Here is a 14,168-nt window from a genome sequence, read left to right on the forward strand (position 1 = left end):
CGTACGGACGTCAGTCGAGACCGGGCAGGGCCGCGAGGCGGCGGTGGTCGGCGGGGGAGTCGCGGCGGTCGAGCCGGGTCTCCAGCAGCCGCCTGGCCGCCTCGCACCGGCCGCCCGACACCAGCGCGAACAGCAGCGTCTCCTCCACCACTTCGCGCTGCGCCGCGCTGCCGCCGACCTTGCGCAGCACCGGCCGGATCGACTCCAGCCGCGCCACCGCGTCCGGCCACCGCTCCTCCAGCACCGCCTCCAGCGCCTCGCAGAGCGGTGCCACGACCTCGCGCTGCACCGGGTCCGCGCCCGCCGCGTGCGTACGGAGCCGGCGCAGCGCCGCCAGGTCGCCCGCGGCGGTCAGCGCCACCGCGCTGTGCATCGCGGTGAACGGCGTCGCCGGCCGCTCCACGACCTCCCGCTCGACCGCCGCCAGCACGCCCTCCACGGGCTGCTCGCCGGTCCAGCACCCCGACATCCGGGCCCGCCAGAGCAGCGACCCCGAGTCCACCAGCGCCCGCACCCCGTTCACCCGGCCCGGCGCCAACTGGGCGAACCAGCGCCGCCGTACCGCGTCCGGGTCGTCGAGCGCCAGTTCGTGCAGCGCGACGTGCCAGGAGAAGTGCGCCCGGTGCGTGGCGCCGCGGCCCTGGTCGCCGATCCAGCCGTCCAGCCAGTCCCGCCCGCGCTCGTGGGCCCCGGTCTCGTAGTGCACGTGGGCGAGCGCGTGCACCGCGTGCCCCGCGGCCGGCTCCACGGCCAGCGCCCGCCGGGCCAGCTCCCCGGCCTCGTCGAAGCGGCCGTCGTCCTGGCGCATGAAGGCCAGCAGCGAGGTGTGGAACCAGTGCCCCTCGTACGCGGACGTGGTGCGCTCCACCAGCCGGCGGGCCATCGCGCCGTCCAGGTCGGTGACGCCGGAGAACGCGATGGTCGGCACGGCGACGCTCAGCGCCAGCGCGTCCCCCGGATACGCGGCCAGGTGCCGGGTCAGCGCCTCGTCGCCGCCGGAGCCGGCGATCCGGCGGGTGACGACCTCCACGAAGGCCCGCTCGCGCTCGTCCGCGCGCTCGCGCGCCGCGCGCTGCGCGTCGGCCAGCGCCCGCGGCACGTCGACGTCCGCGCCGCACTCGTGCCCGACGAGCGCGAGCGCGGCGTGCCCGAGCGCGAAGCCCGGGTCCAGCTCCACGGCGCGGGCGAGCGCGGTCCCGGCGCCGGCGCGGACCTTCAGCAGCCGCTCGAGCCCCGTGCGGTAAGCGGCGGCGGCAGCGGCGTGCGTGGAGACGGGCAGGCCGTTGAGGTCGGTGGGCCGGCGCCGGCCCCGTACCGGCTCGCGCAGCGGCTCCAGCACGGCGGCGGCGACCTCGGCGGCCTGGACACGGATCTCCGGCACGGCGGTGGTCTCCCACAACTCGCCGCGGCGCGCGGCGCCGAGGGTGAACAGCGGCGGGGGAGCGGCGCCGGGGAAGCCGGCCCGTATCGCCGGGGCGTGACCCGGGCGCAGCCGGCCGGCGTCGGTGGCCACCCCGATGCCCAGCGGGCCCGGCGTGGCCGTGCCGTCCGCGAGCAGCCCCCGCCACAGCGGGTCGGCGCACTCCTCGACGCGCAGCCCGGGCCCCGTGCAGTCGACCACCCAGCCGACGTGCAGCGTCCGGCCGCCGCTCAGGGTGACGGCCAGGCCGCCGTCGGGGCCCTCGGCGACGTCCCGCACCTGCCCGCTGTGCAGCCGCAGCCGCCGCGCCGCCAGCGCCCGCTGCACGGACTCCGCGGTGGCCGGGGGCATGCGGTGCCGGTGGACGTTCCAGCGGGAGGCGTCGCGGGCCAGGAAGTCGGCCCGGTCGTCGTCGGAGAGCCGGGCCCACATCGCCTGCGTCAGCGGGCGCAGCCCGTCCACGGCGGGGCGCCAGTCGCCGTGGGCGCGTACGGCGGCGGCCACGTGGCGGCGTACGGCGGCGCGCAGCTCCGCCAGCGGCAGGCCGGGCAGGCCGGGGTCCGCCTGGAGGGGCGGCAGTGCGGTCAGGGCGTGCGGGCGGGGCAGTTCGCCGCCGCGGGAGACGGCGTGCACGCGGCGGCCGGACCGCTCCAGGCTCAGCGCCATGTCCACGGCGGTCAGGCCGGTGCCGACGAGCAGCACGTCGTCGGCGGCGTGGGCGTCCCCGGCGAGCGCGTCGAGGGCGCCGGGGGCCCAGGGGTCGGGGACGAAGCGGTCGCTGGCGCGCAGGGCCGCGGGGGCCCAGCCGCGGGGGCCGGGCGCGGGTCCGGTGGCGAGGACGACGCTGTCGGCCCGCTGGGTGCGACCGTCGGCGAGGCGCAGGGCGGCGCGCCCGCCGGCGGTCCACGTACAGCCCGTCGCCTTCGTCCGCAGCCTGCTCACCGCGACGGTGCCGTGGGCGCGGATGACGGCCTGGCCGAGGGAGTCGGCGAGATAGGCGCCGTAGCGGTGGCGGGAGACGAAGTCGCAGGCGGCGGCGGCCGGCTCGCCGTGGGCGCGGAGCCAGCGCACGAAGTGCGTGGGGTCGTCCGGGTAGCAGCTCATGCCGCCGGCCGGGACGTTCAGCCGGTGCCGCGGGTCGGGGGTGGCGTAAGCGACGCCGCGGCCCGCCTCGGACGCCGGGTCGATCAGCACCAGCTCCAGCGGCGTGCTGCGGCGGATCGCGGTCTCGCAGAGCTGCATCGCGGTCAGTGCCCCCGCGGCGCCCGCGCCGACGACGGCCACGACGTGGCGGGCGGGACCAGCGGCGGGGGAAGACGAAGGCGCGGCCACGGTACCTCCAGCTGAGCCGGGAACGGACTCGTCCATGATCTCGCGTCCCGGGGACCGGTCCACCCCCGGGCACCTGTTGACGCGACGAGGCTACTGCTTTCATAATTCCTAGCACACCGATGGGAATACTAGGAAACAATGGGAGACAGTGAGCGGACCGCCAAAAGCCGGGCCGCGCCGGGCTCCACACAGACGGGCAGGGCCCTTCGCTAACCCGGAGGAGTGCGAAGGGCCCTGCTCCCCCGCTTCCGGCTCCCGCCGCCGCTCGTGCGCCCGCCCGGGTCACGGAAGCGCGCGTACGTGACCGGCGTGCGCTCCCTGAGACCTCCCCGCCGGCGCCAGCGCCGCCGGCGGGGGAGCCCGGGGAGTGCACGGCAACGGACATGCCCTCATGCTGCGTACCGCGCTGGCCTGCGTCAATGGTTTTCCTAGAAAATTGGTCGGAAAACTGTGGAATAGCTGAATGCCTACCCCTGGCCGGGGGTACGGGAGGGCCGCGGCGGGCCCGCTAGCCGGCCGGGTCCGGCGCCAGGCGCAGCGCGGCGATGGTCGTGGCGAGCATCTCGTAGTGCCCGGCGAGCAGCAGCAGTTCGATGGCCCCCTGCTCGTCCAGATGGGTCCGCAGCCGCCGCCAGAGCGCGTCGTCGAGGTCCCGGTCGTGGTGCAGCGCGTCGACCGCGGCGAGCAGCGCGCCCTCCCGCTCCGTCCACCCCTCCGCCCCGGGGCCCGCCTCGACCCGGGCGACGTCGGCGGGGGTGAGCCCGGCCCGGCGGCCGAGCCTGCGGTGGTGCTCGAACTCGTACGCGCAGTCGCACAGATGGGCCACCCGCAGGATCACCAGCTCCGTCTCCCGGCGCGGCAGTGTGCCGCGGGGCATCAGCCGGCCGGCGAACCGCAGCCAGCCGCGGAACAGCCGGCGGTGGCGGCCGAGCACGAGGAAGAGCGCGGGCGGCCGGGTGCCGGCGACGCGGCCCGCCGCGCGGCTGAGCAGCCAGGTGGCCGCGCCGACGTCGCGTCGTCCGCCGGGGGCGATGCGCGGCGCGCTCACCGCGCGCCCCCGTCCTTCCGCGGGCCCGGGTCGCCGCCCGGGGCGGGCCGCCCGGGCGGGCCCAGGACCGCGCGGCGCAGCAGCCGGTGGGTGGCGGAGTTCATCGCCCGCATCGCGAGCGCGTAGAGCGGCGGCGCCGCGCGCTGCAGCCCGTGCGCGGCCCGTACCCGGCCGGAGGTGTGCACCAGATAGCGGTTCCGCGCCACGCCCTTGAGGATCATCCCGGCGACCGCCTCCGGCGACTCCGCCTGCCTGCGGAAGCCCGCCTGGAGCCGCTTGAACGCCTTGCTCTCCTTGTCCACGCCGACGATCTCCACGGTCTCGGTCAGCGGCGTGTCCACCGCGCCCGGGCAGACCAGGCTGACGCCGATGCCGTGCCGGCGCAGGTCGAAGCGGAGCACTTCGGAGACGCCGCGCAGCCCGAACTTGCCGGCGCTGTACGCGGCGTGCCACGGCAGCCCGAGCAGGCCCGCCGCCGAGGAGACGTTGACCAGGTGCCCGCCGCGGCCGCCCGCGATCATCGGCGGCACGAACGTCTCGATGACGTGCACGGGGCCCATCAGATTCACCTCGACCATGGCGCGCCAGTGCCGGTGCTCCAGATGCTCAACCGTGCCCCACGCCGAGATCCCGGCGATGTTCATCACGACGTCCATCGGCCCGTCCGCCGCGGCGTGCACCTCGTCGGCCACGGCCCGTACGGCGTCGAGGTCGGCGATGTCGGCGGCGCCCGCGTAGCGCACGGTCCCGCCCCGGGCGCGTATCCGCGCGGCGGTGGCGTCGAGGCGGTCCCCGTCCAGGTCGGTGAGGTACAGCTCCGCGCCGCGGTCCGCGGCCAGCGCGGCGGTGGCGCGGCCGATGCCGCCCGCCGCGCCGGTGACGAAGATCCGCCGTCCCGTCAGGTCACTCAGCCCCGGTCGCTTCATCTACCGCACGGTAACGTCCCGCGCCCGCGACCGGAACGGGGCGTGCGGTCACCGGTGCCCGCGGGCCGCGCCGCGGCGGCCCGCGGGGTCGCCGGTGCTACGCGGCCGGGTCCAGCCGCTGGACCGGCCCGCCGAGGTCCAGCACGTACAGCTCGCCGTCGCCGCCCTGGACGAAGGAGATCACCTCGCCGCCGCTGACGCCGAGGTCGCTCTCGCCGGTGACCTCGCCGTTCTCGACGTCGAGCGCGCGGACGGTGCCGTCGCAGTAGTCGCTGAACAGGTACTGGCCCGCCAGGTCCGGGATCGCCTCGCCGCGGTAGACGAAGCCGCCGGTGACCGAGCAGCCGAGCCCGTCGCGGCCGTACTCGTGCACCGGGGGCACGTGGTTCGCCGGCTCCTCGCCGTCGAAGACCTCCGAGCCCTCCATCCGGCCCCAGCCGTAGTTCTCGCCGCCGGCGCTGTCCGCCGGGGCGTAGTCGATCTCCTCGACCCGGTTCTGCCCGACGTCGCCGATCCACAGGTCGCCGGTCTCGGCGTCGAAGGAGAACCGCCAGGGGTTGCGCAGCCCGTACGCCCAGATCTCGTCCCGTGCGTCCGCGTCGTCCACGAAGGGGTTGTCCTCGGGGATCGCGTACGGGTCGCCGCCGCCCGGGTCGATCCGCAGCAGCTTGCCGAGCAGCGTGTCCAGGTTCTGGCCGTAGTCGTGCGGGTCGCCGCCCGCGCCGCCGTCGCCGAGGGCGATGTACAGCATCCCGTCGGGGCCGAAGGCGATCTGGCCGCCGTTGTGGTTGGCGTACGGCTGCTCCTGGGTGAGGACGGTGCGCCGCGAGCCGGGGTCGGGTGCGCCGTCGGCGACGGCGAACTCGTCGACGGTGCTGGTGCCCTCCCGGTCCGTGAAGGAGACGTAGAAGTGCTCGAACTCCGGGTCGAAGGCGATGCCGAGCAGCCCGCGCTCGCCGTTCGTCGTGGTGTCGTCCGAGATGTCCAGCACGGGCTCGCCGAGGCCGGAGTCGGTGAGGACGCGGACGGTGCCGGCGCGTTCGGCGATCCAGACCGTGTCGCCCGGGCCCGCGGTGCCGGCGCTCGGGTTCTTCGCCTCGGCCACGGTGGTGAGTTCGACCGCCGCCTGCCGGGACTTCGCGGGCGGGTCCGCGCTGGCCGCGGAGAGGGCGGCGCCGGAGACGGCGAGGCAGAACCCGGCGGCGATCGCCGAGATGGTACGCACTCTCATGGTGACCCTCCTGGGGTGGGGTTGAGGGTGTGGGGGAACGGTGCGTGCGCTCGCACGGTCGGGGCGATGCCCCTGGTCCGCAGGAGGATAACCCGCGCGCCGTTCCCGTTGAATACCGCAACCTCGCCCCGGGGGAGGGGAGTCCGGGCCGCCGTCCGCCCCGCCGGGCGGTGCCCGGGAGCCGGACGGCGGTTGCCTACGGAGGTGAAGCGCCGCGCGCCGCGGGGAACTTCGTACCGCGGGAGGGGCAGGACGTGTCCCGCGGGCCGCCGCGGCGCGCGCCGCCGTCTCTCAGAGCTTCCCGGCGCCGGCCCCGCCGGTCACGGTGCTCTTGACGCTCTGCGCGGGCTGCACGGAGTAGGAGTACGGGATGCCCGCGACGGAGCCGCCGGCCTCGCCGGTGCCGGAGTTCTGGAAGTGGTTGCCGCGGGCCTCGATGGTGCCGGGTCCCGAGCTGGCCTCGCCGAGGTGGAAGGGGTCCTCGGTGTTCTCGAAGTAGTTGCCCTCGATCAGCACGCCGGCGTCCTCGGTGGAGGCGACGCCGTACGAGCCGATGTCGTCGTAGTAGTTGTTGAGCACGTGCACCGGGTTGCCGAAGCGGACCCGAGGGTTGCGCTGGTTGGTGCCGTCGAACCAGTTGAAGGCATACGTGACGTGCAGGGCGTCGGCGTCCTCGCCGGCGTTGGAGTCGCTGTGGCCGAGCAGCGCGTTCTTGTCCTGGCCGTGGAAGTGGTTCCACGAGACCGTGATGCCGTCCGACGCGCGCTTGATGTCCAGGTTGCCGTCGCTCGCGTCCGTCAGCGTGTTGTGGTCCAGCCAGACGTCCGTGGAGTACTGGACGTTGACGTTGTCGTCGTCGCTGCCCGAGATCGTCAGGTTCTGCACGATGACGTTGCTGACCTCGCTGATGTTCAGCCCGCCGCCGCCGGTGATGCGGCCGTTGCCGCCGACGCCGACGACGGTCTTGTCGGACGCGATCTTGGTCATGCCGCCGAGCTGGATGGTGCCGTCGACCTGGACGATCCGCGGTCCGTCGCTCTGCACCGCGGCGGTGAACGCGGCCGCGTCCGACACCCTCACGGTCGGGCCGCCGGCCCCGCCGGTGGTGCCGGCGCCGAAGCCGATCGGGGCGGCCGCGGCCGCGGCGGGCTCGTCGGCCAGCGCGCCCGGGACGAGCAGGGCGGCGGTGGCGGCGGCGGTCGCGGCCGCGGTGGCGACGACGGACATGGTGCGGGGCTTCCTCCTGTGCGTGCGCATGTGCTGCTCTCCGTCCGGTACGTGTGCGGGTGGGGGGATGCGCGCCCGCGTGGCGGCGGCACGCTCCGGCCGTGGGTTGCCGCCGGACGGCGGGAGGTTGCCGCTCGCGGTGCCGGAGCGGAGCAGGCGAGCCCCGGGCGCCGCAACGGGACTCCGGCGGGACCGGGGAGCGGAGCGCCCGGTGCCTACCGGCCGGAGGGCGGCTCCTCGGGCGCCGCGGTGCTCTGCCGTACCACCAGCCGGGTGGCCAGCTCCATGCGCAGCGCCCCCTTGCCGGGCTCGCGCGGGCGCAGCAGCATCTGCGCCGCCTCCTCCGCCATCTGCCGCAGCGGCTGGTGGACGGTGGTGAGCGCGGGGCTGGACCACTGGGCCAGGGGCACGTCGTCGTAGCCGACGACGGACAGCTCGTCCGGCACGCTCAGCCCCTTCAGCCTGGCCGCCTCCAGCACCCCGAGGGCCTGGAGGTCGCTGCCGGCGAACACGGCGGTGGGCCGGCCGGGCCCGTCGAGCAGCTCCATGGCGTGGTCGAAGCCGCCCTGGACGTGGAAGTCGCCGAAGCGGACCTGCGCCGGGTCGACGTCGAGTCCTGCCATGGCCATCGCCGAGCGGTAGCCGTCGAGCCGGGCGAGGGAACACATCATGTCCTCGGGGCCGGTGATGATGGCGATCCGCCGGTGGCCGCGCTCGATGAGGTGGCGGGTGGCGGCCATGCCGCCGGCCCAGTTGGCGGAGCCGACGGAGGGCACGTCGGGCTCGGGGTCGCCCGCCGGGTCGACGATGACGAACGGGATGGCGCGCGAGCGCAGTTGCTTCTTCACCCGGTCGGGCAGCGTGGAGAAGACGAGCACCACGCCCAGCGGGCGGCGGCGCAGGACGCCCTCGATCCAGTCGGGGTCCGGCGCGTGCCGCGTGCCGCTCTCGGTGAGGACGACGCTCGCGTGGTTCTGCTTGGCGACGTTCTCCACGCCGCGGATCAGCTCCATCGCCCAGACGCTCTCCAGCTCGTGGAAGACCAGCTCGATGAGCGGCGCCTGCGGGGCGGCCTGGGCCCGGCGGCGGTAGCCGTGGGTCTCCAGCAGTTGCTCGACTTTCGAGCGCGTAGGCCGAGAGACATCGGACCGCCCGTTGAGAACTTTCGAAACCGTCGAGAGGGAGACCCCGGCCTGAGTCGCCACCTCGGCCAGGGTCACACGGCCGTCCACATCGTCGTCTTCACGCATGGTTCGAAGGATAAGGCACGGTCAGCGGTAACGGTTTGGTCGCGCGTCCGCAGGCCCGTTGACCGTCTGCGGTCGCTCGCCTTACTGTCCAGCCCTACATCGACTTTCGGTGATCTGGACGAAATTTTCGAGAGGCGTGCGTATGAAGACTCGAAGGCGGATGCCCCGCATACTCGCCGGCGGCGTGGCGCTGGGGCTCACGCTGACCCTGGCGGCCTGCGGTGACGACGGCGGATCGGCCTCCGGCGAGAACGAGTTCACCGTCCTCGTCTACGGCGACGCCACCAACAAGGTGGAGAAGAAGCTCGTCGACGAGTTCAACAAGACGTCCGAGGTCAAGGCCCGTCTGGACACCATCCCGGGCGCCGACTACCAGCAGAAGCTGCAGACGATCATCAGCACCCCGCAGGCCCCCGACGTCTTCTTTCACTGGGGCGGCGGCAGCATCAAGCCGTTCGTCGACGCCGACCTGCTGCTGCCCCTCGACGACTTCATCAAGAAGGACCCGGGCCTGAAGGACAACTTCCTGCCGTCGGTCTTCGACGCCTCGGTGGTGGACGGCAAGGCGTACGGCGTCCCGATGCGCGGCACGCAGCCGGTGATGCTCTTCCACAACAAGAAGGTGCTGGCCGACGCCGGCGTGGAGCCGCCCGAGACCTGGGACGACCTGCTGGCCGCGGTGGCGGAGCTGAAGGACGCGGGCGTCACCCCCATCGCGCTCGGCGGCGGTGACATGTGGCCCACCCAGATGTGGTTCCAGTACCTCTACGACCGCATCGCCGGCCCCGAGCTGTTCCAGCAGGCGCTGGACGGTGACAAGGAGGCGTGGGCGAGCGAGGACAGCCGGCGGGCGCTCGGCATGATCCGCGAACTCGTCGACGCCGGCGCGTTCGGGGACACGTACGACTCGGTGAAGTTCACCAACAACGGCTCGCCCCAGCTCGTCGCGTCCGGCAAGGCAGGCTTCGAGCTGATGGGCTCCTGGTACTACTCCACCCAGCAGAGCCTGAACGAGGAGTTCGCCGCCGAGGACCTCGGCTACAGCGCCTTCCCGTCCGTCGACGGCGGCAAGGGCGACCCGGCGAACCTCGCGGGCAACACCAACAACTACTACTCGGTGATGAAGAAGGCCGAACACCCCGAGGCCATCGCGGAGTTCCTCAAGCTCATGTACTCCGACCAGTTCGTCAAGGACCAGTTGTCCATCGGCAACCTGCCGACCACGGCCAACACCCCGGATTTCCTCGATCAGGCGGCGAGCCCCGAGTACTCGAAGTACCAGTACGACCTGGTCGAGAAGGCACCGCACTTCCAGCTCTCCTGGGACCAGGCGTACCCGCAGTCCGCCGCCACCGACATGCACAAGGCCGTCCAGCAGTTCTTCAACGGAGGGATCGACGAGGACGGCTTCATCTCGGCCATGCAGGCCCTGCCGACCTCCTGACGACCCATGACCACACAGATGACGCGCGTCCGCCCCGCCGCCCCTGTCAAGGAGCGGCGCCGGACGCGGACCGCGAACGTGGCCGACGTGGGCCGCCCGGGATTCCTCTGGGCGGCCCCCGCCACGCTGTTCTTCGCCGCCTTCGCCGTCGTACCGCTGATCATGGTCGTGGTGCTCTCCTTCATGAGCTGGGACGGCATCGGCGACCCGGAGTTCGCCGGGCTCGACAACTGGCGGCGGGTCCTCGACGACCCCGTGATGATCAAGAGCATCTGGCTGAGCCTGCTGCTCACCGGACTCGGCGTGGCGATCCAGACCCCGCTGAGTATCCTGCTGGGCGTCTGGGCGGCCGGGAACCAGAAGAACCGCGCGGTGCTCTCGGCGATCTACTTCCTTCCGCTGCTCCTCTCCGCCACCGCGGTGGCGGTCGTCTGGGGCGCCCTGCTCGACCCGAACTTCGGCGTGCCCGCCGAGGCCACCTGGCTCTTCGGCGACGGCAACCTCTACGGCGAGCAGGCGTCCGCGATCGGCGTCCTCGCCTTCGTCAGCACCTGGCAGTTCACCCCGTTCCACACGCTGATCTACCAGGGCGCGGCCCGCGCGATCCCGCCGGTGCTCTACCAGGCGGCGGAGGTCGACGGCGCCGGGCGCTACCGCCAGTTCTTCCACATCACGCTGCCGCAGCTGCGCAACGCGATGATCACCTCGATGATCCTCATGGTCGTCGGCGGGCTCACCACCTTCGAGACCGTCCTGATCCTCACCCAGGGCGGCCCGGGGACCGACACCACCATCAGCGCCTACTACATGTACGAACGCGCCTTCAAGAGCTTCGACTACGGCGTCGGCGCGGCCATCGCGCTCGTGCTGGTGCTGGCGGCGACGCTCATCTCGCTGGTCATGGTGCGGCTCTCCGGCTACGACAAGATGCGCAGCACCACGGAGGGCCTGTGATGAGACGGCGTCCCAACTACCTCGCCGGCGCCGGCTCGCTGGTCTGGCTCTTCCTCATCGGGCTGCCGCTGTACGTGATGATCTCGGCGACCCTGAAGAGCCAGTCGGAGTTCGCCCAGGACGGCCCGCTGGCCCTCCCCGACGGCTTCACCCTCGACAACTTCACCGGCGCCTTCGACACCGGCTTCGGCCGTTACTTCCTCAACACCGTGCTCGTCACCGTCTGCGTGGTCGGCATCGTGCTGCTGCTGGTGCCGCCGCTGTCGTACGCCATCGTGCGCAGCCGCGGCCCCGTCACCACCGGCGTCTTCCGGCTCTTCCTGCTCGGCCTGGCCATCCCGCTCCAGGCCGTGATCGTCCCGATGTTCTACCTCATCAGCGAGGCCGGGCTCTACGACAACCTCGTCGGCGTCATCCTGCCCACGGCGGCCTTCTGCCTGCCGGTCTCCGCACTGATCCTCAGCGGCACCATGCGGGACATCTCCAGGGAACTGTTCGAGGCCATGGCCATGGACGGCGCCAGCCCCCGGCGGGTGTTCTTCCAACTCGTCCTCCCGCTCTCCCGGGGAGGCCTCTCCACCATCGTGGTCTTCTCCGCCCTCCAGGCGTGGAACGGCTTCCTCTTCCCCCTGGTCCTCACCCAGTCCGACAGCATCAAGGTCATCACGCTCGGCCTCTACAACTTCAAGACCGAGCGCGGGATCGACGCGCCCGGGCTGCTGGCCGCCGTGGTCCTGTCGATGATCCCCGTCCTGCTCGTCTACCTGTTCGCCCGGCGGGCCCTGGTCCAGGGCCTCATGGGCGTCGGAGGAAAGTGACCGCGAACGTGGCAGTAGAGACACCCCGGGCAGACGCCCCGGACACGGCCACCCCCGTGTGGAACGACCCCGCACACGACATCGGCACCCGCGTGTCGGCGCTGATCGACGCCATGACCGTCGAGGAGAAGGTCGCCCAGCTCTTCGGGGTCTGGGTCGGCGCCTCCGCCGAAGGCGGCGAAGTGGCGCCGTACCAGCACGAGATGGAGGAGGCGGTCGACCTCGGCGCGCTGCTGCCCGCAGGGCTCGGCCAGTTGACGCGGCCGTTCGGCACCGCGCCCGTCGACCCCGCGCTCGGCGCGCTGTCGCTGCAGCGCACCCAGGAACGGGTCGTGGCCGCCGGGCGCTTCGGCATCCCGGCCCTCGCCCACGAGGAGTGCCTGGCCGGCTTCGCGACCTGGGGCGCGACCGCGTACCCGGTGCCGCTGTCGTGGGGCGCGACGTTCGACCCGGCGCTGGTGCGGCGGATGGCCGCGGCCATCGGCCGGGACATGCGGGCCGTGGGCGTCCACCAGGGGCTCGCGCCGGTCCTGGACGTCGTACGCGACGTGCGCTGGGGCCGGGTGGAGGAGACCATCGGCGAGGACCCGTACCTCGTCGGCACGGTGGCCACCGCGTACATCCAGGGCCTGCAGTCCGCCGGCGTCCTCGCCACCCTCAAGCACTTCGTCGGCTACTCCGCCTCCCGCGCCGGGCGCAACCTCGCGCCGGTCGCCGTGGGCGAGCGCGAGCGCGCCGACGTGCTCCTGCCGCCGTTCGAGATGGCGCTGCGGGAGAGCGGCGTGGGGTCGGTGATGAGCTCGTACACCGACACCGACGGCGTGCCCTCCGCGGCCGACGCGTCGCTGCTGACCGGGCTGCTGCGGGACACCTGGGGCTTCGACGGCACCGTCGTGGCCGACTACTTCGGCATCTCCTTCCTCCGTACGCTGCACGGCGTGGCCGGCGACTGGGCCGGCGCCGCCGGCGCCGCTCTCGCCGCCGGGGTGGACGTGGAGCTGCCGACGGTCAAGACCTTCGGGCCGCCGCTGCTCGCGGCGCTCGCGGACGGGCGGGTCGACGAGGGCCTCGTCGACCGCGCGCTGCGCCGGGTGCTGACGCAGAAGGTCCGGCTGGGGCTGCTCGACGCCGGCTGGTCGCCGGTGCCGGAAGCGCTGGCGGACGCGGGCGCGGAGGCGGAACCCGGCGCGGTGCGCGGCACCGTGGATCTGGACTCCGCCGGCAACCGGGAGCTGGCCCGTGAGGTCGCCGAGCAGTCCGTGGTGCTCCTCGCCAACGACGGCACCCTGCCGCTGCGCGGCCCGCGCCGGATCGCCCTCGTCGGCCCCAACGCCGACGAGCCGCACGCCGTCCTCGGCTGCTACTCGTTCCCCGTCCACGTCGGCGTCAAGCACCCCGGGACCCCGGTCGGGATCGGGCTGCCCACGCTCCACGAGGCGCTGCGCCGGGAGTTCCCCGAAGCCACCGTCACCGTCGCCGCCGGCTGCTCCGTCGACGGCCCGGAGACGGACGGCATCGCCGGGGCGGTACGGGCCGCGCGTGAGGCCGACGTCGTGATCGCGGCGCTCGGCGACCGCGCCGGGCTCTTCGGCCGCGGCACCAGCGGCGAGGGCTGCGACGCGGAGTCGCTGGCGCTGCCCGGCGTCCAGCAGGACCTGCTCGACGCCCTGCTGGAGAGCGGGACCCCGGTGGTGCCCGTGCTGCTGGCCGGGCGGCCGTACGCGCTCGGGCGGGCGGCGGACGAGGCGGCCGCGATCGTGCAGTCCTTCTTCCCCGGCGAGGAGGGCACGACGGCCGTGGCCGGTGTGCTCGCCGGGCGGACGAACCCCTCGGGCCGGCTGCCCGTCAGCGTGCCGCGCGGCCCGGGGGCGCAGCCGACGACGTACCTCGCACCCCGGCTGGGCCAGGCGAACGAGGTGTCCAACGTCGACCCGACCGCGGCGTTCGCGTTCGGCCACGGGCTGTCGTACACGACGTTCGCCTGGTCGGGACTGGAGGTGGCGGCCTACGAGTGCGCCACCGACGGCGAGTTCGCGCTGTCGTTCACCCTCCGCAACACCGGCGAGCGGGACGGCACCGAGGTCGTCCAGCTCTATCTGCACGACCCCGTGGCCTCCGTCGTGCAGCCCGTGCAGCGCCTCGTCGGCTACGCCAGGGTGGCGCTCCACGCGGGGGAGGAGCGCCGGGTACGGGCCGTCGTCCCGGCCGACGTGGCGTCGTTCACCGGCCGCGACGGGCGCCGGGTGGTGGAGCCGGGCGCGCTGGAGCTGCGGCTCTCCGCGTCGAGCGCGGCGCCGCGGCTCACCGCCGAGGTGACGCTGACCGGCCCGCCGCGGTACGTGGACCACACCCGCAGGATGCACGCCGAGTTCGACCCGCACCGCGACCCGGACACCCCGGCCGCGGTGCCGGACGGCGAGCCGCACGGCGGGTGAGAGCCCCCTGACAGCCCGGCCCACGGCCGGGCGGGCGCGCCGCACCGGGCTCCTCCCGGTCCGGTGCGGCGCGCCGACCTCAC

Annotated in this window: 10 protein-coding genes; 4 read left to right on the forward strand and 6 right to left on the reverse strand. The window is 73.8% G+C overall.

Annotated features, from left to right (window positions below):
• Nucleotides 1-10: 10 nt before the first annotated feature.
• The 6 genes from FB457_RS30910 to FB457_RS30935 form a co-directional block, all read right to left on the reverse strand.
• Nucleotides 11-2,704, reverse strand: a complete 2,694-nt coding sequence (locus FB457_RS30910) for an FAD/NAD(P)-binding protein (RefSeq protein ID WP_047019249.1) — start codon at nt 2,702-2,704, stop codon at nt 11-13.
• Nucleotides 2,705-3,260: 556 nt separating this feature from the next.
• A complete protein-coding gene (locus FB457_RS30915; protein WP_047019250.1) occupies nt 3,261-3,800 on the reverse strand; it encodes a carboxymuconolactone decarboxylase family protein in 540 nt (179 codons plus the stop codon).
• A complete protein-coding gene (locus FB457_RS30920; protein WP_253911530.1) occupies nt 3,797-4,726 on the reverse strand; it encodes an SDR family oxidoreductase in 930 nt (309 codons plus the stop codon). Before FB457_RS30920 ends, FB457_RS30915 begins: the two co-directional genes overlap by 4 nt.
• A gap of 97 nt (nt 4,727-4,823) precedes the next feature.
• Complete coding sequence (locus FB457_RS30925) at nt 4,824-5,957, reverse strand: PQQ-dependent sugar dehydrogenase (protein ID WP_047019251.1); 1,134 nt, start codon at nt 5,955-5,957, stop codon at nt 4,824-4,826.
• Between the two features lie 291 nt (nt 5,958-6,248).
• On the reverse strand, nt 6,249-7,214 hold the full coding sequence (locus tag FB457_RS30930; protein ID WP_047019252.1) for a pectate lyase family protein: 966 nt from the start codon (nt 7,212-7,214) through the stop codon (nt 6,249-6,251).
• A gap of 185 nt (nt 7,215-7,399) precedes the next feature.
• On the reverse strand, nt 7,400-8,434 hold the full coding sequence (locus FB457_RS30935) for a LacI family DNA-binding transcriptional regulator (RefSeq protein ID WP_078898556.1): 1,035 nt from the start codon (nt 8,432-8,434) through the stop codon (nt 7,400-7,402).
• Between the two features lie 142 nt (nt 8,435-8,576).
• Here FB457_RS30935 and FB457_RS30940 point away from each other — a divergent pair, with 142 nt between their 5' ends.
• From FB457_RS30940 to FB457_RS30955, 4 genes are read left to right on the forward strand one after another with little or no spacing between them, the layout of a single operon-like run.
• On the forward strand, nt 8,577-9,878 hold the full coding sequence (locus tag FB457_RS30940; RefSeq protein ID WP_047019253.1) for an ABC transporter substrate-binding protein: 1,302 nt from the start codon (nt 8,577-8,579) through the stop codon (nt 9,876-9,878).
• A 6-nt stretch (nt 9,879-9,884) separates the two neighbouring features.
• Complete coding sequence (locus FB457_RS30945; protein ID WP_047019254.1) at nt 9,885-10,832, forward strand: carbohydrate ABC transporter permease; 948 nt, start codon at nt 9,885-9,887, stop codon at nt 10,830-10,832.
• Nucleotides 10,832-11,650, forward strand: coding sequence for a carbohydrate ABC transporter permease (locus FB457_RS30950; RefSeq protein WP_145784018.1), 819 nt, complete (start codon nt 10,832-10,834; stop codon nt 11,648-11,650). Before FB457_RS30945 ends, FB457_RS30950 begins: the two co-directional genes overlap by 1 nt.
• Nucleotides 11,647-14,085, forward strand: coding sequence for a beta-xylosidase/alpha-l-arabinosidase (locus FB457_RS30955; RefSeq protein WP_078898557.1), 2,439 nt, complete (start codon nt 11,647-11,649; stop codon nt 14,083-14,085). The genes FB457_RS30950 and FB457_RS30955 overlap by 4 nt, the downstream gene beginning before the upstream one ends.
• Nucleotides 14,086-14,168 lie beyond the last annotated feature (83 nt).

This window comes from Streptomyces sp. CNZ287, assembly GCF_007827615.1.